The organism is cf. Phormidesmis sp. LEGE 11477, assembly GCF_015207105.1.
Taxonomy (GTDB): domain Bacteria; phylum Cyanobacteriota; class Cyanobacteriia; order Phormidesmidales; family Phormidesmidaceae; genus Phormidesmis.
Map to the genome: position 1 here is coordinate 1 of NZ_JADEXO010000088.1, position 21,176 is coordinate 21,176.

At 50.9% G+C, this 21,176-nt stretch carries 18 protein-coding genes; 8 read left to right on the forward strand and 10 right to left on the reverse strand.

The window, feature by feature from the left end; translation table 11 throughout:
- Positions 1-1,646, reverse strand: a 1,646-nt coding sequence (locus IQ256_RS20680) for a caspase family protein (RefSeq protein ID WP_193857476.1), incomplete at its 3' end; no start/stop codon positions are given.
- Between the two features lie 88 nt (positions 1,647-1,734).
- On the opposite strand from IQ256_RS20680, the gene IQ256_RS20685 reads away from it, so the two are divergent.
- A complete protein-coding gene (locus tag IQ256_RS20685; protein WP_193857478.1) occupies positions 1,735-2,124 on the forward strand; it encodes a CU044_2847 family protein in 390 nt (129 codons plus the stop codon).
- A gap of 203 nt (positions 2,125-2,327) precedes the next feature.
- Complete coding sequence (gene katG / locus IQ256_RS20690; protein WP_193857480.1) at positions 2,328-4,616, forward strand: catalase/peroxidase HPI; 2,289 nt, start codon at positions 2,328-2,330, stop codon at positions 4,614-4,616.
- Positions 4,617-4,961: 345 nt separating this feature from the next.
- On the opposite strand, the gene psb35 is transcribed toward katG, so the two are convergent.
- Positions 4,962-5,159 carry a photosystem II assembly protein Psb35 gene (gene psb35, locus IQ256_RS20695; protein WP_193857482.1) on the reverse strand — a complete coding sequence of 66 codons (198 nt, stop codon included), beginning with the start codon at positions 5,157-5,159 and terminating at the stop codon, positions 4,962-4,964.
- Between the two features lie 24 nt (positions 5,160-5,183).
- Complete coding sequence (locus IQ256_RS20700; RefSeq protein ID WP_193857483.1) at positions 5,184-6,188, reverse strand: cobalamin-binding protein; 1,005 nt, start codon at positions 6,186-6,188, stop codon at positions 5,184-5,186.
- A 198-nt stretch (positions 6,189-6,386) separates the two neighbouring features.
- On the opposite strand from IQ256_RS20700, the gene IQ256_RS20705 reads away from it, so the two are divergent.
- Positions 6,387-7,550, forward strand: a complete 1,164-nt coding sequence (locus tag IQ256_RS20705) for a hypothetical protein (RefSeq protein ID WP_193857485.1) — start codon at positions 6,387-6,389, stop codon at positions 7,548-7,550.
- Positions 7,551-7,612: 62 nt separating this feature from the next.
- Here the strand turns inward: IQ256_RS20705 and IQ256_RS20710 are convergent, their stop codons facing one another.
- Both IQ256_RS20710 and IQ256_RS20715 read right to left on the reverse strand, forming a co-directional pair.
- The gene (locus tag IQ256_RS20710) at positions 7,613-8,782 is read right to left on the reverse strand and encodes a quinone-dependent dihydroorotate dehydrogenase (RefSeq protein ID WP_193857487.1); all 1,170 of its coding nucleotides are present in this window, start codon (positions 8,780-8,782) and stop codon (positions 7,613-7,615) included.
- A 44-nt stretch (positions 8,783-8,826) separates the two neighbouring features.
- Positions 8,827-8,976 carry a hypothetical protein gene (locus IQ256_RS20715; RefSeq protein WP_193857488.1) on the reverse strand — a complete coding sequence of 50 codons (150 nt, stop codon included), beginning with the start codon at positions 8,974-8,976 and terminating at the stop codon, positions 8,827-8,829.
- Positions 8,977-9,068: 92 nt separating this feature from the next.
- On the opposite strand from IQ256_RS20715, the gene IQ256_RS20720 reads away from it, so the two are divergent.
- The 3 genes from IQ256_RS20720 (at position 9,069) to IQ256_RS20730 (ending at position 13,397) form a co-directional block, all read left to right on the forward strand.
- Entirely contained in the window at positions 9,069-11,825 is a 2,757-nt protein-coding gene (locus IQ256_RS20720) for a GAF domain-containing protein (protein WP_193857496.1), read from the forward strand.
- 52 nt (positions 11,826-11,877) lie between these two features.
- Entirely contained in the window at positions 11,878-13,083 is a 1,206-nt protein-coding gene (bioF, locus tag IQ256_RS20725) for an 8-amino-7-oxononanoate synthase (protein WP_193857498.1), read from the forward strand.
- 92 nt (positions 13,084-13,175) lie between these two features.
- On the forward strand, positions 13,176-13,397 hold the full coding sequence (locus IQ256_RS20730) for a hypothetical protein (protein WP_193857500.1): 222 nt from the start codon (positions 13,176-13,178) through the stop codon (positions 13,395-13,397).
- On the opposite strand, the gene IQ256_RS20735 is transcribed toward IQ256_RS20730, so the two are convergent.
- Complete coding sequence (locus IQ256_RS20735) at positions 13,385-15,370, reverse strand: mechanosensitive ion channel family protein (protein WP_193857502.1); 1,986 nt, start codon at positions 15,368-15,370, stop codon at positions 13,385-13,387. The genes IQ256_RS20730 and IQ256_RS20735 overlap by 13 nt on opposite strands.
- A gap of 128 nt (positions 15,371-15,498) precedes the next feature.
- Here IQ256_RS20735 and ribD point away from each other — a divergent pair, with 128 nt between their 5' ends.
- A complete protein-coding gene (gene ribD, locus IQ256_RS20740) occupies positions 15,499-16,590 on the forward strand; it encodes a bifunctional diaminohydroxyphosphoribosylaminopyrimidine deaminase/5-amino-6-(5-phosphoribosylamino)uracil reductase RibD (RefSeq protein ID WP_193857504.1) in 1,092 nt (363 codons plus the stop codon).
- 39 nt (positions 16,591-16,629) lie between these two features.
- Here ribD and IQ256_RS20745 read toward each other — a convergent pair whose 3' ends face one another.
- The 4 genes from IQ256_RS20745 to purU all read right to left on the reverse strand — a co-directional run bounded on the left by IQ256_RS20745 (position 16,630) and on the right by purU (position 19,815).
- Complete coding sequence (locus tag IQ256_RS20745; RefSeq protein ID WP_193857506.1) at positions 16,630-16,986, reverse strand: co-chaperone YbbN; 357 nt, start codon at positions 16,984-16,986, stop codon at positions 16,630-16,632.
- A 194-nt stretch (positions 16,987-17,180) separates the two neighbouring features.
- Positions 17,181-17,966, reverse strand: coding sequence for a TIGR00297 family protein (locus IQ256_RS20750; RefSeq protein ID WP_193857507.1), 786 nt, complete (start codon positions 17,964-17,966; stop codon positions 17,181-17,183).
- 100 nt (positions 17,967-18,066) lie between these two features.
- A complete protein-coding gene (locus IQ256_RS20755; RefSeq protein WP_193857509.1) occupies positions 18,067-18,636 on the reverse strand; it encodes a hypothetical protein in 570 nt (189 codons plus the stop codon).
- 318 nt (positions 18,637-18,954) lie between these two features.
- Positions 18,955-19,815: a formyltetrahydrofolate deformylase gene (gene purU / locus IQ256_RS20760; RefSeq protein WP_193857511.1), complete on the reverse strand. Its 861-nt coding sequence runs from the start codon at positions 19,813-19,815 to the stop codon at positions 18,955-18,957.
- Positions 19,816-19,934: 119 nt separating this feature from the next.
- On the opposite strand from purU, the gene IQ256_RS20765 reads away from it, so the two are divergent.
- Positions 19,935-20,543, forward strand: a complete 609-nt coding sequence (locus IQ256_RS20765; protein ID WP_193857513.1) for a hypothetical protein — start codon at positions 19,935-19,937, stop codon at positions 20,541-20,543.
- Positions 20,544-21,176 lie beyond the last annotated feature (633 nt).

Below are 21,176 nucleotides of genomic sequence, written 5' to 3' on the forward strand. Positions count from 1 at the left end.
TCCTTATCCCCTCGCCCCACCCGAACCAGCGACAAACAAATCCGCTTCGCCCACGGCCTATCCACCTCCCGCAAATTCTCATACACCTCCTCCGCCCGCTTATTTAGCGCCCCCTTCAGACCCGCCATCTTCTCATAAGCCGCCGCTGTCAGCTCCTGCTTTTCAATATCTCTCTTTTCCCACAGCTCCGTCAGCGCAAACTCCAACAGCGGCAAACAATTCTCTTCCTTCTTCACATCCGATAGCAGCAACGCCGACAGCCTATCCCCAAACCGATATCCCTGACTCCGCGCTGGTTCCTCGATCGCCGCCTTCAAGCTCTCCCCCTGCAAAGGCCCCAAATACACCGCATGGTGATTCATCACCTCCGGCGGCTGTCCTGTCGCCAGCCACTCATTCACAAAGTCCGACCGCATCGTCATCACCACTGCCAGCGGCGTCTGCGCCTGACCCAACGCCACCAATCCCTGAATGAACTTATCCCGCTCGTCTTCCTTCCCTTCCGCACACTGCGTAAACACCTCCTCAAACTGATCGACCAACAGTAGCGCCCGCTGACTCTCCTTTTCGTGCGGTAGCTGCCGCGCCATCGCCAAAATCCCTTCATCCTGCAGCGCCGCTCTCAGCCGCCGCTGCTCTCCAACCGCCATTGCCTCCCACAGCGGCTTCATCGCCGACTTCAAATTCGCCATCGGCTGGTCTTCAGGCATCATTGTCAACACCAGCCAGCCCTCCGCCTCTAGCCGCGTCACTAACCCCGCCCGCACCACTGAAGACTTCCCACTCCCCGACGGTCCCAGCACCGCCACAAAGTTCGACTGCCGCAGCCGCTCCCTTAGCAGCAAAGTCTCTTCTTCTCGTCCCTTAAAAAATCGCGCCGTCTTCGGCGTAAACGCCCGCAATCCCTGATAAGGACACTCTTCACTCACCGTCGGCGCAGCCACCGCTCGCCGCTCCAAAATCACCACATCAGAACCCGCCCCTACATACAGCGGCTCCTGTCCAGTATTCTTTAGCTCATTCTCTACTCGGCGTTGCACATCTAGCGCCGTCACCTGCCCGTTCTCCGTTCGCAAAGCCGCCAGCACCGCACTCGAAAAAATGCTGTGCTCCGCATCCGTCATCGCATACGCCTGCTCAAAGCTGCGACAGGCCGTAATCAAACAATAGCGAGTCTTATTCAAGGCGCTCAGCTTCTCCCGTGCCTGCGCCGACTCAATAAAAGATCCCCCGTGACAGCAGTCCAGCAGCATCACCAAACTGCTCAGCTCAGCCTTAGCAATCAAACCATTCAACGATTGAAAAGAAAATCCTTTGCGCGCAGACAGCACCCGATCGCCATCCATTTCCACCCGGCAGTCCTGCGTCGCCAGATACCCCTGCGCTTCATCCTCATCCTCACCAGCCGTAAAGCCGTGGCCTGTAAAGTAGATCAGTACGTCGCTGTTTTTACCTCGTTTTAGCAGCAAAGTTTCTAGAGCGCTGCGAAGGCGATCGCGTGTCACCCCCTCGTTCAGCAACGTCACCTCAAACCGATTGCCCGTCTGTAACACATCCCGCATCGCCTCAGCATCTCGCCTTGGCTTCGACAAATCCGGCAAGTAGTCATACTCTCCAACTCCAACCACCAGCGCATAACGAGCCATAAACCAAGCAAACAGAGCAGCAATTCACCCTAAGATAGCCAACAAGCGCACTTGATAGGAAGCGCAACCCGCATACGAGCCCAAAACTATGAGTACTATTCGACCCGTTCAGCTAGAAGATGCAGACGGCACCACCTACACCGTCTGCATCGAATCTACCGAACCCGCTGAACTGCCTAACGATCCCAATCTTGAGCCTACTCGCAGCGGCGATCGCGAAAGCTACGGCCTCGGCGACAGGGTAAAAGCTGAAATCAAAGCCGATGCTAGAAATATTCACGGCACCATCCGCGCCTACACCTGGTACGTCATCGGCGCATTCAAAAATCTATCCGATGTCGAAATCGAAGAAATCAACCTCAAATTTGGCATAAAAATCGGCGGCGAAGTCGGCATGCCCATCTTCACCAAAGGTACCGCCGAAAGCAACTTTGAAGTCTCCGTCAAATGCAAGTTTCCAAACAAATCTCCTGAATGATCGCTAGACTAAATCTAATCATTTGAGTTGTTGTAACAACGCTCTTTAACAATCCGAAAAGCTTTGTGACTTTCAAGCAAAGCTATATAACAGTCAGCGAGACCCAGCCTTTGAGAGAGATAGGCTGACAGCAGACGACGGCGCACTGATAACAGCAACGGGTGCTGCCCAACTCACAAAAACGCTCTGGAAGGACTGCATTAATGACTAGTGACGCTTCTGCAAAGTGCCCATTCCGAGGAACCCGTATTGGCGGTGCGCTTGGCTCTAAGCCGCAAACCGATGACTGGTGGCCAAATCGACTTCAGGTCGAGCTGCTTCACCAAAATTCGTCCCTAGCTAATCCGCTCAAAGACTTGGACTACCAGGAAGCGTTTCAGCAGCTTGACTACGAACAGCTAAAGGCTGATATCAAAGCGATGCTGACCGATTCAAAAGACTGGTGGCCAGCTGACTATGGCAACTATGGGCCGCAGATGATCCGCATGGCATGGCACTCGGCGGGCACCTACCGGATTGCTGACGGTCGTGGCGGTGCCAGTGAGGGAATGCAGCGCTTTGCACCGATCAACTCATGGTGGGACAACGGCAATACAGACAAATCCAGACGATTGCTCTGGCCGATCAAGCAGAAGTACGGTGCAGCGCTAAGCTGGGCTGACTTGATGATTTTGACGGGTAACTGTGCGCTAGAAATTATGGGCTTTAAGACCTTTGGCTTTGGCGGTGGTCGAATCGATGCCTGGGAAGCGGACCGCGCTACCTACTGGGGACCTGAGTTCTGGAACGGTGAGTCGTTTGGTGAAAACGGCAGCAAGCACGCTGGGCATCCCGATGAGATGGTCACGCGCGATATTCGCTGGGTGGGCGAACCCAAAGCAGAAGTCTACGATCTTGAGAATCCTCTAGCGGCTTCGCACCAGGCGCTAATCTACGTCAACCCAGAGGGACCAAATGGTGAAGGCGACCCGGCTGCATCGGCTCGCGACATTCGTGAAACCTTTGCGCGGATGGCAATGGGTGACGAGGAAACCGTAGCGCTGGTCGCAGGCGGCCACGCTTTTGGCAAAAGCCACGGCATGGTGAACCCGGAGAAAATTGGCCCGGCCCCAGAAGGCGCACCAATTCAGGCGATGGGATTAGGATGGCAAAATCCCGAAGGCACCGGGTTTGCTGAATATACGATGACGAATGGCATCGAAGGCTCTTGGACGCCAAATCCTACCCAGTGGGACAACAGCTATTTAGAAAATCTGTTTAAGTATGAGTGGGAGCGGACTGAGAGCCCGTCAGGTGCGGTGCAGTGGAAGCCAAGCAACACTGAAGCGCCCAAGACGCCAGATGCTCACAAGACTGGCGTTGATCATGAGCTGATGATGATGACTTCAGATCTTGCTTTAAAGGTTGACCCGGCTTATCGCGAGATCTGCGATCGCTTTCTCAATGACTTTGACTATTTCGGCGACGTGTTTGCTCGCGCTTGGTACAAGCTGACCCACCGGGATATGGGTCCAAAAGTGCGCTACCTGGGCCCGGAAGTCGCAGAGGAAGATTTAGACTGGCAAGATCCGATTCCGGCACTTGATCACGATGTTGTAGATGCAGCCGATATCAACACGCTCAAAGAGAAAATTTTGGCGAGCGGACTGTCCGTCTCGGCGCTGGTGTCAGCGGCTTGGGCTTCGGCCTCAAACTACCGTGAGTCTGATAAGCGCGGCGGTGCGAATGGTGCCCGTGTCGGTCTCGATCCGCAAAAGGGATGGGAGATCAATCGCCCAGAGGAATTAGCTGAAGTGCTATCGAAGTTGGGAGAAATTCAGTCGGAATTCAACAGTGCCCAGCCAGAAAATCAGTCAGGCAATAAAAAAATCTCGATGGCGGATCTGATTGTCCTGGGTGGCTGCGCTGCGGTTGAAAAGGCGGCAAAAGAGGCCGGGGTTGAGACGACGGTTCCCTTTACGCCGGGGCGGATGGATACCACGCAAGAACTCACCGATGTTGAAAGCTTCGAGTGGCTGAAGCCAGTTTCCGATGGTTTTCGTAACTACCACAATGAGGCGATCGGCTATCGGGTAAAGCCAGAGCGGATCTTTCTAGACCGGGCGCATTTGCTGACGCTGAGCGCTCCTGAGTGGACGGCTCTGGCCGGCGGCCTGCGCGTGCTCGATCAAAACTGGGATCGCTCGAAGCACGGTGTCTTTACCGATCGGCCCGGCGTCTTAACTAACGACTTCTTTCGCGTGCTGACGAGTATGGACTACGAGTGGAAGCCGGTTGACAATCGCGAGATGGTGTTTGATGTTTGCGATCGCACCACAGGCGAGACCAAGTTTACAGCCACCCGCTGCGATCTCGTCTTTGGCTCGAATGCAGAGCTGCGCCAGGTCGCTGAAGTCTATGGTGCCAACGACGGTCATGAGCGCATGGTCAAAGACTTTGTTGCGGCCTGGGATAAGGTGATGATGCTAGACCGCTTTGATGTTCACGCCTAACGGCACTGAAGAACAGCTAGCGCCGGGATGTATCCGACGCTAGCTGACTGCTCTAGGTTTTACGAAAGGTTTAATGGTGCGGCAATGCGCGGAAGCTATAGCTTTCTGCACTTTGCTGACTACACTACGAAAGGCTGCACCCCTTGTTCTATAACGCAAAGTGCCATAGCAAAGTGCGTAGGCTTTGCCTTCTCGAAGAGTATGCATCCGCGCTTTGCTATATATCAACCGCCAAAGATCGTGTAGTGCAAAGTATCGAATGCTTAGATTACTTTGCTGTAGATTGCTCAGAAGCGGTTGGATAGCTCTCTCCAACTGCTTCTCTGTTATTGATGCTGTTGTCGGCTAGTCCTTTTTGATTTCAGGCACAATATCAGGACGCTCATTCCCTTCCCATCCAGTCGGACGCTTAGAGTTGTACCAGGCAACCGAGCCAATACCGACAGCCGCGACAAAACCAACAACACCCACGATATTAAGAAACAGAGAATAAGGCACGCCGCCTGCGGCCTCAGCCACTCCTTCTTGCATTAGCAGATACATAGTCCGACTCCTGGAAGACAAAAATTAGCAGTCTCTACCATACCAGTTCTGCCAGCCCGTAGGCTGTCGCTTGGCGTCTACAGGCTTTCTTTGAATAATCTCTGTCAGGATTTCACCAGATTCGACTAAACGAGGGCCGGGGCGATTGAAGTATTGATTGCCGTCAGTCAGATATACGTTTTCAGCTCTGACGGCCTTTAGCTGCTGCCAGCAGGGATGTTTAGCCATCTCTACAGTCGCCTGTCGAGATTGAGAGAGGTCATAGCCACAAGGTAAAACAACGATGATGTCAGGATCGGCGGCGACCAGATCTTCCCAGCTCATCCAATCAGAGTGCTGACCGGCTTGGCCGAAGCAGTCTGAACCACCTGCTAGGCTGACAAGCTCTGGCACCCAGTTACCCGCCGCCATCAGCGGATCGGTCCACTCGATGCAGGCCACGGTTGGCAAAGTCTCTTTTGAGGTAGATTCTGTTTCGATCAAAGCCAGTCTTTGCTTTAACTGCGCGATAGTCTGGTCGGCAGCGACCTTGCTTTCTAGAGAGCTATCTAGTGCCGTAGCCACTCGCGCCATGTCTGTCCACACATCTGCTAGGCGTTCGGGCTGTAGTGAAACAATCTGAATCGGTGACTCTTTTTTAATACTGTTTGATTGAGTACTGTTCGATTCAGTACTGTTGGAGTTGACCAGCTCTATCACGGCTTGTTCTACATCGCCTAGGCTAACGGCGCAGACTTCGCATTGGGCTTGAGTGATGATGTGAGTCGGACGCAGGTCTGAGAGAATCTCTGTTTTGACTCGGTAGACGCTGAGCGCCGAGGTAAGTAAATCGGTAACGCGCCGATGAATTTCGCCGCTGGTTCCCACCGGATCGAACTTGGGCTCGGTGCAGATCGGCAGCGATCGCACCGCAGGGGGATAGTCACATTCGTGCGATCGCCCCACCAAACAATCCGCATAGCCCAACGCGGCAACGATTTCTGTCGCGCTTGGAATTAAAGACACAATACGTAAATCAGTGCGGCTCATATCTTGCCTTTAAAGAGTAACCTCCGAAGGCGTTACGCCCTCAGAGGCATGAGGTGCCAGGCAGGATAAACTCAAGAACTGAGCTATGCTCCCATGGCATCCTTTTATAGGCCGAAATATTAACACAATCGGCCCATTGCTTAAATACCTTTCCATTCATTATACATTCTTCCCATCACCTATTGAACAAACGGTTTTATGGACGAACGTCGATATCGGCTGGCACTACAGTTAGGCTGGGTAATGGCGTCGCTGTATGGCCGACTGACTCAGCCTAATATCCGCTGGAGAGACATGTTTGCCCGCAGAAGTAATGAGTCTGTTCCAAGACTTTTTATTAGCACAAGAGAACCTAACCACGGAGATTCGGTCTGGGCAGATTGTATCTCACTCACCTATCTTCTAAACCAGCTATACCTGAGCAGTGACAGCCACAGTGAAGCCATGAGTCAGCAGCTATTGGCTATATCGACGCCGCCAGAATCGATTAAAAAGTTTATTTCTGAAGCGGATAAGGCGCTTTGGACTCGCTCTAAGCTAACGTCTAGAGATTGTCAATTGGACACGCTGCTGCATGATTTGAACTACTGGAGTCGAAAAGTATGGTCAACCTTAAACGCCGAAGAATCGGCCCTTTCTGATTTTGCCTCTCTAGGGGCTGGCCTATCTGATATGTTTTGGCAGTGGAGGCTGCAGTCATCTCAACCGAAGTCTAGGCAGACGTTCAAGCGTCTGTTCAACAGATACAGATTAACCATGATGGTGAAACGCACTCGCCGCCTAAAAGATTATATGCCTGAAGATTTTTCGCCTTGTCTGATCAACAGTATCTATGAGTGGTCAAACTATGCAGAAGAAAATTTAGATATCAAAGGCCAAGCAGAAAAGGCTCTGAAGAAGACTTTTAAGAAACAGCTACAAGTATGGGAGGAGCTAGTCTTTCAAGGATATCTTGCCTACAGATTAAAGTCTTCAGATTTGCTTCTAGTCAATCTGTTGTCTGTTGTTACTTATAGCTGTTTGCTAGTTCTCGTTGTTGTAATATTTTCTACATCGCTTTATCTTGTTATCTCGATTGCTAATTTCTTTCTAACCGAGTATCTGAGCTTTGGCTTGAGTTCCCTACGGGATATAGAGCAAGTGGAAGACAAAGTGAAGCTGGTTGCTTCTATCGTCACTGCAATTTCTCTACTACTGGCCCAGCTTGGGCGAATTTCACGCTTTGTGGGGGACCTCTACTCGACTATTTATAGCTGGTTTTATCTATCCAAGCTGATTCAACGCACGTGCATTTCCCCACGGGGTAGAGCGATGCCCATAGCGCAAGTCTGGTACAAAATGGTGACCTCAGATGTCTTGTAGCTGATGTCTTGTAGCCGATGTCTTGTAGCCCAACTGCTAGCCTGATTATTTCTTTAGCCTAATCAGTTCTGACGATGCGCCAGGCCAACAGCTGCCGAAATGTTTTTCAAGCTGTTGCTCTGCAGACGATCGGCTAAACCGCTAGCTATGTTTTTTACCATGCCTGGCCCCTCGTATACCCAGCCTGTGTAGGTTTGTAGCAGAGAAGCTCCCGCCGTGATCTTTGCCCAAGCGTCGTCAGCGTTGAAGATGCCGCCGACGCCAATAATCGGCAGAGTGCCGTTGGTCTGAGCGTAGATCTGGTGAATGACTTCTGTGGAGCGATCGCGCACAGGTGCGCCGCTAATGCCGCCAGCTTCGTCGATGACGGCTTTGCCCGTAGTGGCAAGGGTGCGGGTTGTGAGCGACTTGCGATCGATGGTTGTATTGGTCGCGATGATGCCTGCTAGATTACAGCGCTGAGCGAGTTGAACAATCTCTGTAATATCTTCGGTGGCCAGATTGGGGGAGATTTTGACTAGTAGCGGTTTGTCTTCTGTATTCGCGCTTTGAAGCGTTTCGAGGATAGGCGCGAGCTGTTCTGTCGCTTGGAGCGATCGCAGCCCCGGCGTATTCGGCGATGATACATTCACCACAAAATAACTTCCCTGCCGCTTCAGTAGCTCAAAACTCTGGCGATAGTCTGCTGCCGCCTCGTCTAGCGGTGTAATCTTCGATTTGCCCAGGTTGATGCCAATGGGCATGGGATAGTTACCCTCTGGCCACAGCTCTCTTAGTTTGTTTGACAGAGCGGCTGCGCCCTGGTTGTTGAAGCCCATACGATTGAGCGCTGCTCTATCTGCGGGTAAACGAAACAGCCTAGGTTTGGGATTGCCTGGCTGCGCGTGGTATGTCACAGTGCCTAGCTCTGCAAAGCCAAAACCGAGCAGTGGCCAGGCCCGAGCTGCCGTGCCGTCTTTGTCGAATCCAGCGGCTAGCCCTAGCGGATTGAAAAAATCAAGATTCCAAAGAGACTGGTAAAGTGCTGGTGATGAAGCAGGTTGACAGCCAAAAGCGCCTGTCATCGCCGCTTGGCCGGCGCGTCTAGCTGGCTGGTGAAGGGTTGCCCCTCGATTAGGATCGGTTGCCAGCCAGGCTAGCAGATCGATAGTTTGGCGATGGACGGTTTCGGGATCTGCTTTGAGGGTTTTGAATAGTAGCGATCGCACCCCAAATCGATAAAGCTGCTGCAAAAGAAAATACCTACGCTTTGTCTATCATCGCCTTCAGCAATATATCAAGCGAAGCGGTCAGTGAACAGTGGCGCGCGATCGCCCAATAGAACCACCCGGCCAAAACCAATCAGTAGAACCGACCAGTCGACAGTTACAGGTGCTAACAACCCAGCGCCGTTGAGTAAAGACAGTATGAAGGGAACTATACCCACACAAACCACTTGATAATTCCCGCCTCTTTGTCTAGCAATTCTACCGGCTATCGAAATCGCTGCTTAGCTGCCATTCACCCTCCCTCTCTCAAATGGCTAAACCCAAAACTAAAACAACTCGCACGCCACAGCCCATTCCCGATCGCCGGGTGCCCCAAGAGCTACGCCAGCAGGATCTTGGTCAAATACTGCCTGCTATTTTGGCAGCAGACACTTTAGAGGCAGCTATCAAGACTGCGCTTGAAGCCATCCAAACCGAGTTTGGCTATTCGCTGCTGTGGGTAGGTCTCTATGATCGCGTTGCTCACAACCTTGAGACCAAAGGCGTATTAGCGCCTGATTCTCAACAGTTCACGCACAGCACTTTAGATCTACAGCCAGGCAACCTGCTAGAGCAAGTAGTCATTCAGCAGCAGCCAATCGTCATCGCTGATATTCGAGAGGAATCGCGGGCAGGCACTTGGACACAAGTAGCCAAATCCTTTGACTTGCAAGGAACGGTAATACTGCCCATCAAGCGACAGAACCAGTGTCATGGGTTAATTGTACTGGGCTCTCGGCGGTGGGGCATGACGCCTGGAATCGCCCAAGATACGACATTGCTCACTATTAGCTACGCCCTAGCTGAGGTAATTCATCAAGCGGCGCTAGAAGCGAAAAGGCAGCAGACCAAACGACCTGCCAAGCCACTATTAGAGCTATTAAAAACGCTAGGTAATCTACCAGGGTTAGATACTAGACTCAGCGCAGTTGTTAAAGAGACAGAAGTTTTCGTTGGGGCAAAGGCTAGTGTCTACTGGCTAGAGTCGAGGGGTCGACATTTTTGGTGTCGAGTAGGAAAGGGTAAAGAGAAGGAAATCTTACCGGTCAGCGAGGTGCAAAGTCTATATCAGATGCTTTGCAACAATGAGCCATTAGTTGTCAGTGAGCTGGAATCTTCAGTCAAGGCCAGTACAGCTAATCGGCTGATGGTGCATTTAGGTGCTCAGTCGCTAATGGTAGCGCCGATTCTATATCGAGATGAACTCCAGGGATTTCTAACGGTAGCAGGGAACAGCCACAGAGACTGGAGTGAGGCCGAGCAAGCCTATATCGGCGGAGCAGCGCAGCTATTAGGGCTGGCGATGCCCACAGCCGAAATGGATGAGGCGGTCAGTCGGCTGCGGTCAGACCATCTGCTAAGCGCTGGTATTACCCGCAGCATCCATGGCGATCGCGACTGGCTGCACGTACTGGGTCTGTGCGTTGAACAGCTAGCGGCTCGTATCGGCAGCAATCAACTGCTGGTGCTACGGGCAAACAGCGAGCGAGGCGGCTACGACCTGTGCTATCAAACCGGTCAACAAGTCTCTCAGTTAAGAGATCCCGTCGACCATTGGAATCCATTAGATGATGTGGACGATCAGATGCTGCGCCGAGCTCACTCGCCGGCTAGCGTAGAAGATCTAACCCACGACTTAAAGTTTGCTGCTTGGCAATCGCGCCTACAGACGATGGGCGCAAAATCTCTGCTAGTCAGTAATACTTCACCTGGACACGCGCCCGAAGGGATTGTCATTGTGGTCGACAAGATCGCCCGGCGCTGGAGTCACGCAGAGCGAGAGCTTTTACAAACGCTCAGTAACCAAATCGGCCTGATCTTGCATCAGTGGTCGCTCCAAAGGCAAACCGACCACCATGCTCAGCTTCATCAAGCTTTTCAATGGAGCATGCGGAGCTTGCAGCGTCTCTCGAAGATAGAAGCCTTGGATAAATCTGCTGCTCGTCAACTGGCGCAGCTGATGCACGTGCCGCTAGTTGGGCTGGTGGTCTGGGAAAATGGCGCGGCGACGGCTAAGGCGCTCCAGGTACTCGCGCAGAACAACAAATTCCGTATCGACGGTGCAAAGCATATTTCAATTGAGACCGACGCGCTGTTGAACTGGGCTGTTTCAACCGAAGAGCTGCTAACGCTAAAGCTAGAAGATCTCCCCGCAGAAGATCGCTGGATCACTGCACCAGCAGGTGCCCAGCTACTAGTCATGGCACTGAGAACCGCACCAGAGCATGAGCCAAACGCAGTGGTAATCGTGGCTGATAGTGGCAATCGCGAATGGTCAGAGGAACAAACAGATCTACTGGCGATTATTGTCAATCAGCTAGCCTGGTGCCGCCGCCATATCAAACTGACCCAGGCGATGCTGAGCGATCAGCAGCAGCTAATTCAGCTCAATTGGTACAAACAGCACCAAATCGAGGATTTGCAGCGGGGCTTCGAGGAGTGCCTAAAACAGGGAGTCGTCCAATCAGAGACCAGCGATCCGCGTCAGAAGATGCTGGTGCAAAAGATGGAGAGCTTAGGCAATCGGATAAAGCATGTCACCCAGCATGAGAGGTGGGCAGTCGATATTCAGGCTAAAGAGTCGCCGCTGATTAGCTTACTCAAGCGAGTCACCGCGAGGGCCCATTCACTGGTGCAGTCCCGTCAGCTATGGTTAAAGGTGCATCGTGAAGGCAATCTGACGATCTTAGGCGATGCTATCAAGATCGAGTTTGTGCTGTATGAGCTGTTAGTCGCTGCTTGCCAGCGCTCTCCAGTGGGCGATCGCATTGATATTTGGTGTCGTCCTATTGATCAACACTGGCTAGAAATTTCTATTACTGATGAAGGCAGCGTCGATCCAGCGCTTTTGCAGGCGTTAGCCAAAGGTCGCTCTGAAGATCTGCTCTCGCCTTCTGCTATTATGCTGCCGCAAAACAGTCATCTGTGGGTTTGCCAGTCGCTGATGAAAGCGTTGGGCGGTGAATGCTCGCTCAGCCAGATAGAAGATGGCCGCATGCTAAGTCGAGTCATTGTGCCGCTGGTGTAGTCTAAAGGCATATCGCCTATCAGGATCTAATTTTTTACAAGATCCATCAAGCATGACCAACGCCTATCGCTGGATCGGCAAATCTCTGCGAACTTTGCATCAGGCCCACTGGTATCGCAGCGTTCAGCCAATTGAACGCTATGACGGGCCTACAGTGACGATCGATGGCTCTTTACTAGTCAACCTAGCTAGCAATGACTATCTAGGACTGGCTACAGACCCGAGGCTGATCGCTCAGGTAAAAGCAGCCGTCGAAACCTACGGCACAGGGGCCACAGGCTCTCGGCTGCTGAGCGGGCATCGGCCTTTACACCGAGCACTTGAGCAGGCCATTGCTCAGCTAAAAGGTACGGAAGACGCGATTGTTTTTAGCAGTGGCTATCTAGCTAATCTCGGTGCGACTACTGCACTGGTCAACAGCCGCGACCTAATTTTGAGCGACGAATACAACCATTCCAGCTTAAAAAACGGCGCGATTCTCAGCGGTGCCCAGATCATTAACTATGCTCATAGCAATCTTGCCGATCTAGAAACAAAGCTGTCAGAAGTGCGATCGCGCTACCGCCGCTGCCTGATCTTGACAGACGGCGTGTTTGGCATGGATGGAGACATCTGTTCTTTGCCAGAAATATTGGATCTCGGCGACCAGTTTGAAGCCATGGTAATGATAGACGAGGCCCATAGTGCTGGCGTGCTAGGTAAAACCGGGGCAGGCTGCGCCGAGCATTTTGGCTGCCAGCACCGACCGATGGTACAGATGGGGACACTGAGTAAAGCGTTTGCTAGCCTAGGCGGCTATGTCGCTGGCAGTGCGGAGCTGATTGATTTCTTACGTAATCGCGCCTCTAGCTGGATCTATACAACAGGGCTTTCACCCGCCGATACCGCCGCCGCCCTCGGCGCAATTTCTTTACTGATCAAAGAACCCAACCGACTGAGCCAGCTACGTCAGAATGCTCAATATCTCACTGAGCAAATAGATCGCTTACTTTCTTCCCAGGCTGATCTCCTTCAAGCTGATCTACTCAACCTCAAAAGACTCCATTCTGATACTGCAATCGTTTGCCTACAAGTAAAGGATGCCGCTACGGTTGTCTCCATGGGCCAGTATCTCAAACAGCGCGGAATCTTTGCTGCGGCTATTCGTCCGCCAACCGTACCTGTTAGCCGTCTGCGCCTCAGTTTAATGGCCACGCACGCCCCAGATCACATCGATCGGTTCATCTATGTGCTAGCTGACTGGCTGAAATCTGTCTAAAGATTTGGCTGTAGGATCGATATATCTAATCGTAATATCCTCTAAGATCACTGATGTAATTTCATTAGGTTTTAAGGACTTACCGTCGAATCATGGCTGATATTAATTGCGCTGTAGACTGCAAGAATGGCTGCGTCTTAGGCGCTGAGTGTCCTCATAAAGAGTCTCAGCAGCAAACCTCAAAGTTTATTGAAGATACTTCTCTAGACACGATGTTGGAGATGGCCGCTGAAGCCGTTCGCCGTAAGCAACAAGAGCGGGCCGCCGCCGGTCCAAAGTGGGTCTTTCCCGAAGACGGCATTCAAAACCCGTGATAGTCGCTTTTGGACTGTTCGATCTTGATCTGTTCAATCTCGGTTTGCTCAGTCTTAGACTGTTCAATCTTGGCCCGCTCGGTTTTTGTTTGCGTATCAGCGAAGAGCTGACCTTGTGCCCCGGAGTCTTCGCCTTCAGGCTTTTCCCAGGCCACTTCTAGCTTTCGCTGCGGTACGCCAAGTGCGATTTCAGCCTGGTCGAACGCCTCTTTTATCCGTGCCCGTAGTTCTCTAGCAACTAGAAACTGTTTGGACGGCTGGGTCTTTAGCAACAGCCGAATTGAGATACCAGTGTGATCAACAGATTCAACGCCCAGCAAATCGGGTGGTTCTAGCACGAACTGCTGCCATTTTGGATCGGTGGCGATCGCACTTGCAGTCTCTTTGAGTAAAGAAAAAACTCGATCTAAATCTACCGTCGGTGCGACCTGTATCATTAGGTCCACCTGCGACCAGTCCTTAGACAAATTTTCAACAATACTAATCTGACTGTTAGGAATCGTAATTAGTCGTCCTTCTAGATCCCTAAGCTGAGTGATGCGGAGGTTGAGACGTTCCACACTGCCAGTGAGCCCCTGAATGCTGACAACATCGCCGACGCCAAACTGATCTTCAAACAAAATCAGTAAGCCGTTGATCACATCCTTGATTACGCTTTGAGCCGCTAGAGAAATGCCGACCCCAGCGATGCCTGCCCCAGCCAGGATTGGACCCACCTCAATACCGGCGATCGCCAGCACCATGATCAGCAGCACGCTAAAAATCACGGCCCCAACCAGTCCTTTGGTCACCTGCGAAAACGTTTGAAACCTTAGCTTCAGCCGCTGTGATGATTCCGGTGCCCACTGTGCGCCTTCTTGCAGGGCGAACCCCACCTTATCGATCAAAAAGCTGCTGGCTCTTAGCAGAACGTAGGCAACCCCAGCGGCTAAGAAAATTCGACCTGGTAATTCTAGCCAGTGCAGCAGCAGCGTGGTTAGCCAGCGAGTATAGGGAAATCTGGCGAGTATCCATAGACCGACCAGCAGCCACAGCAGGTATTGTGAAACCGTTAGCAGTGCTCGTATGGTTTCGTTAATCTTACGCTTCTGGCGATTGTCCAGACGGGCCTTTAGTAGCTCAAAGACTGATTCAAATACCTCGGCGGTAGGATACGGGATTAAGGGCGGACGACCCATACTAGTCGCTTTTCCAAGCCGGGTGTTAGCGGTAGAAAGAGATCGTTGCCGCTGCCTGATGCGTCCGATTGCTCGCCGAATAAACATCTGTATCAAAAAAGCGATCGCGCCCACCACCAAAGACAAAATCAGCTGCCGCCTGAGGTAAGCAGGCTGTCGCTCTTGGCGGTAGCGAAGAAAAGCGGACTCCAAGGTATTAGCGAGGGTGTTGGCGTATTCATCGGGGCTCGCTAGGCCGATAATCTGTGCATCTAGGGTCGTTACAGTCAAAAAAGGCTCGCCACCGACTTCAATAACGGGTAGCCCAGTCGGCTGGTCAGACACGACCGCCACAGATGGACTACTGCTGTCTAGCTGATCTCTAGCTAGCGCATTCAGTCGCTTTTGAATCTCTTGGGCGCGAAGCTCTGCCGCTTCTGGTCCGGCAACGGTAGTAGCACTGAGATAAAATACAGTTCTGCCATCTAGATAGACCGGTGCGATCGCCTCGGTAGCTGCGTCGCTCAAAATAGAGGGCTGCCACTCTAAAGGAAAGGTAGGCAGTAGTCGATTGATAGCGGGTGCTTCAGTCGGCGGTGCTTCAGTCGGCGATGTCTCAGTCGGTACTGCTTCGTCGGGAGTGACGGGCTGTGCGTTCTCCGGTACTGCCGGCGCAGGCTGCGCTTCTGATTGAGCAGCACTAGGTGCTATATCTCCGGCAGTAAGGGCTATCAAAACGACGATTAAACCGATCAGCCCAAAAGACAGTGCTTTGGATGATATCTTTGGCTTTACCTTTGAGAGGAAATAGCTCATAAAATAGCAGTTGCCAAACAACAGGCGCTAAAAGAAGTGCTGAGAAAGGCCCTAAGTGCATAAGGTTAGCGCATTGATGGCTTGACGTTGAGGGCTCTACTAAATTACTACACCCATTCAGTTTGAACATGAGTCAGTCTAAAGCCACCTTTGAGCGCGATGCTAGCTTGATGCGGCGCTGCTGCGAGCTGGCGGCTCAAGCTGCTGGCTACACCGCGCCCAATCCACTCGTCGGCTCCGTGATCACCCAAGGGGATGAAATTGTCGGAGAAGGATTTCATCCGCAGGCGGGCCAGCCCCATGCTGAGATTTTTGCGCTGAGAGCAGCAGGCGGTCGTACCCAAGGGGCCACCCTTTACGTCAATCTAGAACCTTGCAATCACACAGGGCGCACGCCACCCTGCAGCGACGCTGTAATCGAAGCCGGCATTCAGCGAGTGGTCATCGGTATGCGCGATCCCAATCCTAAAGCCAAAGGGGGAATCGAGAAGCTGCGCCAGGCTGGGATCGAAGTAGTGACCGGAATCGAAGCCGATCGCTGCCGTCAGCTTAACGAGGCGTTTATCCATCGAGTACAGCATCATAAACCCTTTGGCATTTTGAAATACGCCATGACGCTAGATGGCAAGATTGCAACGACCACTGGCCATAGCGCCTGGATCAGCGGGCCACGCTCTCGCCAGCAGGTGCATCAGCTACGTAGCCGCTGTGATGTGGTCATTGTCGGTGGAAACACCGTACGCAGAGATAACCCAAACCTTACTAGCCACGCAGAGGGAACGCGCAACCCGCTGCGAGTGGTGATGAGTCGGCAGCTAGCCTTACCGACGGCTGCGAATCTTTGGGAAATAGCCCAAGCACCGACGCTAGTCTTTACCCAAACGGATGCAAACCCCAAGATTAAAGCAGCCCTGATTGACCAAGGCGTAGAAATAGAAGCGATGAAAAGTCTTACGCCTGATGCGGTGATGGCACGTCTGTATCAGCGGGGTGCGATGAGCGTGCTGTGGGAGTGTGGCGGCACGCTGGCGGCCCAGGCGATCGCAACAGGATCGGTACAAAAAGTTTGGGCGTTCGTCGCGCCCAAGCTCATTGGCGGCAGCAGCGCGCCTTCACCGATTGGTGATTTAGGCTTCACAGAAATGACTGAAGCCCTAACCTTACGCTCAGTCTCTATGACACCGATAGGACAAGACTTTTTGCTAGAAGGATATCTCTAAAGATCGGCCTTAAAGACTGACCTCAAAAGCTAGCCTCAGCTAGGCGGAACGAGAGAACATACTTTCTAGATAATGACGCTGCTTGATGTCTTCTAGCTGACCTAGAAAATGTTCACGGTTTCTAAAGCCTTCTATACGCTGAAGCACTCTGCCGTGCTCTATGTAGAGTACGGTGGGCAAGGCAGTTAGCTGGTAACGATTGGCCAGTTTGAAATTCTGATCAGCGTTGATATCGACAATTTGAATTGGCCCAGGCCATTCTGTTCGGAAGCTGTTTAAAACGGGAGAGACTAGCCGACAAATTCCACACCACGGGGCGCTGAAATGGACAAACACTGGAACTGAAGAGGCTAAAACTTCACGATTGAAATTCTCATCAGTGACCATAGTCATCATAGGAGGGCTCTTTTATTTTTAGTTTTTATGGGCATTTTACTGAAGTAATACAGACAGAGGGGAACTGTCTGAAAGCCAGGCTATCCACAAGCCTTTGCCATTAGGATAAATGGGGATCAGTGCTTCTATATTATATGGTTTTTTACAATTAGCTACGTTTTCTGACCGAAAAAGTATTTATACACAGATACGAACTAGGCCGTCAGCCAGGCAATAGTAATCGCTACTATTGCGCCAATTGTCGTATTAATGATATTGACTAAATCGTGAGTCAGCCAGCTCAGTTTTTCTTCGACGGTGGCACCGATTAGGCTTTCTGCGGTAGTAGCAATAAAAGCGGCGATCGCACAGATTGCAATGCCGATAGGTTCGAGCAGCCCGGTGCCATAAGCGACTACCGCTAGCGACAAAGAGCCAATGATGCCAGCTAGGGTGCCCTCTAGACTCACTGCGCCTTCTGTTCCTTTGGGCACTGGAGAAAGAGTCGTGATTAGAAATGTTCTCTTTCCATAGGCTTTGCCGATCTCGGTGGCGGTGGTATCAGAGAGCTTAGTGCTAAGTGAGGCCACAAAGCCTAGCGCTAGCAGCGACTGCCAAAAGGGATAGACAGGGCCCGACTCGGATAGCTGCAATGTCTGTGATCCAGATACCTGAAGCGCGATCGCAATCAGCCCACAAATTGTTCCGGTCAAAGCCGATCCCCACACGTTCCCAGGGCCTCGAATGCCCCCTCTAGCTTCGGCGATGCCTAAGGCCTCTTTTTCAGCCCGCCCGACTTTGGTAACAGCCGAGCCAATGAAAAAATAGAACAAGATAGTCACATAGCCTCGCCAGCCAAACGCTAGCCAAACGACTACACCTAGCAGCCAGGCATTGCCATATCCCGCTGGCGTCAGCAATTTCTTTGGCAAAAGTAAGGCGATCGCGATCAAAACCGTATTGAGTAGAATCGCTACTAGCCATGAATTATCTAGCTGCATAGACTCATCCAGTAAGAAAAAAGTATAAAAGCTTTAACTATAGATAGTGCTAAGCCATAGTGAGGATGATCTCAACAGCTTAGAAGAGCTTTGCTCGCGCCTAGCTCTTGGTGACACTCTCTGACTGAGAGTAGCGCCCATTTCGGCCTCTATACCAGGTACCGTCTCTAGCGCCTGCCGACAAGATGTTAGAGATTCGATTACGCGCCTTGAGATAGGATGTCTTTGGCATGCTCTCTTTGAAAATAGAAGACATGACATCTACAATCTTGAAGACCTCAGTAGGCTTCGATCTAAGAACGCTGCTCACAGCTTCAGGCAGCGCCAAGCTTCGGTACTGAGACTGTACATACTTCTGCCAAGTGGCTGCTCTACCATCCTTTTTCTTCTTTTTCGTAGAGCGACCGGTTTGCTTTGTCTGCCGGTCTGACTTCGCTGTGGCGGCGGGTTTTGACTTGGCAAGTGCCTTTTCACTGTCGGATATTTTTATCTGAGTAGAGGTAGGCTGGTCGCTATTGCCATTGACCTGATCATTGTTAAACATATCAATGACGGACAGTAGCTCTTGTCGTTTGATCTGTAGCTGAGCAAGCTGGGCTTCTAAATGCTCAATTTGTTCGGATAGATCCGATTCAACATTGACTAGCTGAGAAAGTACAGGGTCGGCCATGATTAAGAGATCCTCGTATGTTTATAGATTCCTCATGTTTGATTGGTTTGAACAAATCAGATAGCTGCGCTCTCAAAAAGAGGATTTGTACAAAGTGAGTGTAGCGCCTTCTGTCACGGTCTATTACCTGCTTGAAGAATCTTGTAACGAACAGACGTTTATCTTGACTTGATAGACCTTCTTACCCAAAACCGCTCTACAGCGAAACGGCTGATTACAATGCTTCTTCAGAAGATAGCCAGAAGGCAATTTAGAAGACGACTTGTCACCAGCCGGTTAGGCAAAAGATACTCCATAGCGGATCCCCCCTGGGGGCACCTATCGAAAAACAATCGTCTTATTTTTATGAAGCATTACTCTATCTTCGATGTGGTAGCGTAACCCTCTAGCGAGTACGGTCTTTTCAATATCTTTACCATAGCGGGCTAGATCGCCAGGCGCATCGGAATGATCAATTCGCAGCACATCTTGATCGATAATCGGTCCACAGTCCAGGTCTTCAGTGACATAGTGACAGGTCGCACCAATTAGCTTTACACCCCGTGCATAAGCTTGATGATAGGGCTTCGCACCAATAAAAGAAGGAAGAAATGAATGGTGAATATTGATGATTTTTCCAGCATAGCGATCGCACATCTCCTGTGGCAGTATCTGCATATAGCGAGCTAGCACCATAACATCGCCTCTAACCGCTTCAAAGTGAGACATCATCTGAGCGCAAGCCGCTGCTTTTGTCTGCGGTGTCACTGGCACATAGAAATAGGGAATTTCGTGCCATTCAACCAGACCTCTAAACATCTCATGATTAGAGATCACACCGGCAATTTCAATCTCCAGCTCCTGCGACTTCCACCGAGATAGCAAGTCATACAAACAGTGTCCACCTTTTGAAACTAAGACGACAACTCGCGTTTTTCTAGCTGAGTCTCTAATCTTCCAGTCCATCTTAAACTGAGCGGCAGTTGGCTGAAATCGACGCCGCAGTTCCTCAACCGGGAAACTGAGCGAATCAGCCAGGATCTCTTGACGAGTAAAAAAGCGCTGCTCTATTTGATCGGAATGGTGATGAGCCTCACTGATCCAACCGTTGTTGTTTGCAATCAGCGTGCTCACTGCCGCAACAATGCCCGTGCGGTCCGGGCAAGAGAGGGTAAGAATATAGCGTCGAGGAGAAGACATAAATTACTACTTTGGCAAAAGTTGAGAACAGCGCTGCGCCTAGGAGCACAAAACTACTATAAATTTTATGGGTATAGATTCGATTGACGTGATTTGTGCGAGTCACTCGCCAGGAAGCAATGTCTTCAATTTGGTTATCAGTTGGGCGGTTCGTTCCTCTGCTTTTCATCCCTGCTGGCGCTAGATTATTGTGGCAAGCAGTCTATGGTGAAGCAGCGGCACAGCGGCTGCTAGCGCTAGCGCTAATGCTGTTCTGCCTAGAGCTAGCCAATATGGCAAAAGTTGATCTAGATAACATCTCACTGACTCTGAAACGGGCTCTGCAACAGGCCGAAGACGATCAACTCTCCTCTTTTCTTTTTGTTGTTAGCAGTACTATTGTTCTAGAACTGATCGGGTTTTATGCAGCGCTAGTGTCTCTTCCGATAGGGGCTATTGTGATTGTATGCAGTCAGCTTTGGTTCAATTTACTAGCAAAGCTACAGTTACAGCCAGGACAGACGCCTGCTGTCATCTCTTTTGGTCTCTTGCAAAGGCTTCCTGTCCTGCTAGCAAATGGAGCGGGACTGGGGTTACTTAGCCTCTGGTTTGTTCCGAATTCTGCGCTGGCGATAGGGTTTGTTATTCAGCTACGCCAGTGGCTAGCCGGAGGGCTACTGGCGCTGGTTATCCTTTTCCTTCTGATTAAATATGTGATTTTGAGGCCATCATCAGTCACGAATGATTGAGAACAATGAGTAAAAAAAATAGAAATTGACCGTAATCTCCCCTAAACTTACAAAAAAATCTAAGAAAAGTCTTGACTAGAAAGAAGAAAGCGATTAAATAGTGTTATTCTCAAAAAAGTTATTTTTGTCTAAAAACGTTTCAGGTAGGATTTAGCCTCTACAGTTGTCTTTTATGCCTGTTTCACACATGCCTTTCTAGCATGTCATTTGAGATAGGTTTTTAGAAGATACGCTTTTGCAAAACTGCTGAGGCGATCGCTTTCCAAAAATCGTTGTTGGGCATTTATTTCAGGTTTGTCTGCCGTTGAACCGAAGCGGGGGTAATCGCTCGAAGCGGGTCAAATTGCAGGTGAGTAGTGGCTGTTGGTTGCTAGCTTCAATGCTCTGATTGCGGAGTTTTTTCCCATAAGACGTTTTCATCTTTGAAGTCTTCAGCTGAGGCGATTGCCCTAGAGACTATAGTTCTATGACTTTAGAGTTTAGAGCTTTGAGTTTTGGGCTTCGAGTTTTGGGCTTTGAGTTTTGGGCTTTGAGTTTTAAGACTTAAGCTTTGAAAGTTAGGCTTTAGGCTTCAAGTTCTATGCTTTCATCTTTTAGATGATTACATGAGCAGAGCTACAGGCAGTTGATTTC

Excerpts from the sequence above, each read along its gene's own strand:
- purU (WP_193857511.1), bottom strand. The coding sequence starts at position 19,815 with ATGTCTTCTCCTCGACGCTATATTCTTACCCTCTCTTGCCCGGACCGC.
- IQ256_RS20685 (WP_193857478.1), top strand. The coding sequence starts at position 1,735 with ATGAGTACTATTCGACCCGTTCAGCTAGAAGATGCAGACGGCACCACC.
- bioF (WP_193857498.1), top strand. The coding sequence starts at position 11,878 with ATGACCAACGCCTATCGCTGGATCGGCAAATCTCTGCGAACTTTGCAT.
- psb35 (WP_193857482.1), bottom strand. The coding sequence starts at position 5,159 with ATGTATCTGCTAATGCAAGAAGGAGTGGCTGAGGCCGCAGGCGGCGTG.
- IQ256_RS20700 (WP_193857483.1), bottom strand. The coding sequence starts at position 6,188 with ATGAGCCGCACTGATTTACGTATTGTGTCTTTAATTCCAAGCGCGACA.
- IQ256_RS20755 (WP_193857509.1), bottom strand. The coding sequence starts at position 18,636 with ATGGCCGACCCTGTACTTTCTCAGCTAGTCAATGTTGAATCGGATCTA.
- IQ256_RS20745 (WP_193857506.1), bottom strand. The coding sequence starts at position 16,986 with ATGATGACTATGGTCACTGATGAGAATTTCAATCGTGAAGTTTTAGCC.
- IQ256_RS20735 (WP_193857502.1), bottom strand. The coding sequence starts at position 15,370 with ATGAGCTATTTCCTCTCAAAGGTAAAGCCAAAGATATCATCCAAAGCA.
- ribD (WP_193857504.1), top strand. The coding sequence starts at position 15,499 with ATGAGTCAGTCTAAAGCCACCTTTGAGCGCGATGCTAGCTTGATGCGG.
- katG (WP_193857480.1), top strand. The coding sequence starts at position 2,328 with ATGACTAGTGACGCTTCTGCAAAGTGCCCATTCCGAGGAACCCGTATT.
- IQ256_RS20730 (WP_193857500.1), top strand. The coding sequence starts at position 13,176 with ATGGCTGATATTAATTGCGCTGTAGACTGCAAGAATGGCTGCGTCTTA.
- IQ256_RS20720 (WP_193857496.1), top strand. The coding sequence starts at position 9,069 with ATGGCTAAACCCAAAACTAAAACAACTCGCACGCCACAGCCCATTCCC.
- IQ256_RS20705 (WP_193857485.1), top strand. The coding sequence starts at position 6,387 with ATGGACGAACGTCGATATCGGCTGGCACTACAGTTAGGCTGGGTAATG.
- IQ256_RS20765 (WP_193857513.1), top strand. The coding sequence starts at position 19,935 with ATGTCTTCAATTTGGTTATCAGTTGGGCGGTTCGTTCCTCTGCTTTTC.
- IQ256_RS20750 (WP_193857507.1), bottom strand. The coding sequence starts at position 17,966 with ATGCAGCTAGATAATTCATGGCTAGTAGCGATTCTACTCAATACGGTT.